Annotated in this window: 1 protein-coding gene; it reads right to left on the bottom strand. The window is 71.6% G+C overall.

Features of this window, described 5'->3' with window-relative positions:
- Positions 1–32: 32 nt before the first annotated feature.
- The coding region (locus QMX79_RS20830) for a methyl-accepting chemotaxis protein (RefSeq protein ID WP_282248472.1) at positions 33–652 on the bottom strand (620 nt) is incomplete at its 5' end.

Raw genomic sequence — 652 nt, 5'->3', positions numbered from 1 at the left:
CACCGGGGCGCCGGGGGGCCCCCCGCGTGCGCTCAGAACTCTTGCCAGTTGCCGTCGTCGGCGCTGGTGCTGCGGGCGGCGCGTACGGCCGGGGCCGGCTTGCGGGCCACGGCCTTCGGTGCGGCCGCAGGCTTCACGCTGCGCTGCGGCGCCGGGGTGGCGATGCGCGCGGTGACGGCACTGACGGCGGCAGTCACCTGGTTGTCGAGGCGGAAGATCGACACCGCATCGGCCAGCTGGGTGGCCTGTTCTTCCATGGCGCGGGCGGCGGCGGTGGCTTCTTCCACCAGCGCGGCGTTCTGCTGGGTGGTTTCGTCCATCTGCACCACGGTCTGGTTGACCTGCTCGATGCCGGCCGACTGTTCCTGCGAGGCCGCCGAGATCTCGGCCATGATGTCGGTCACGCGCTGCACCGAGGCGACGATCTCACCCATGGTGGTACCGGCCTTGTGCACCAGGGCCGAGCCATCGGACACGCTGGCGACCGAATCGTCGATCAGGCCCTTGATCTCCTTGGCGGCGGCAGCAGAGCGCTGGGCCAGGGTACGCACTTCGGAGGCGACCACGGCGAAGCCACGGCCCTGTTCGCCGGCGCGCGCCGCGTCCACCGCGGCGTTCCGCGCCAGGATGTTGGTCTGGAACGCGATGCCGG

Source organism: Stenotrophomonas sp. PS02300 (assembly GCF_029959395.1).
Lineage (GTDB): Bacteria > Pseudomonadota > Gammaproteobacteria > Xanthomonadales > Xanthomonadaceae > Stenotrophomonas > Stenotrophomonas maltophilia_AD.
The sequence above is the reverse complement of the archived record's forward strand: the minus strand, read 5'-3'. Positions and strand labels throughout refer to the sequence as shown.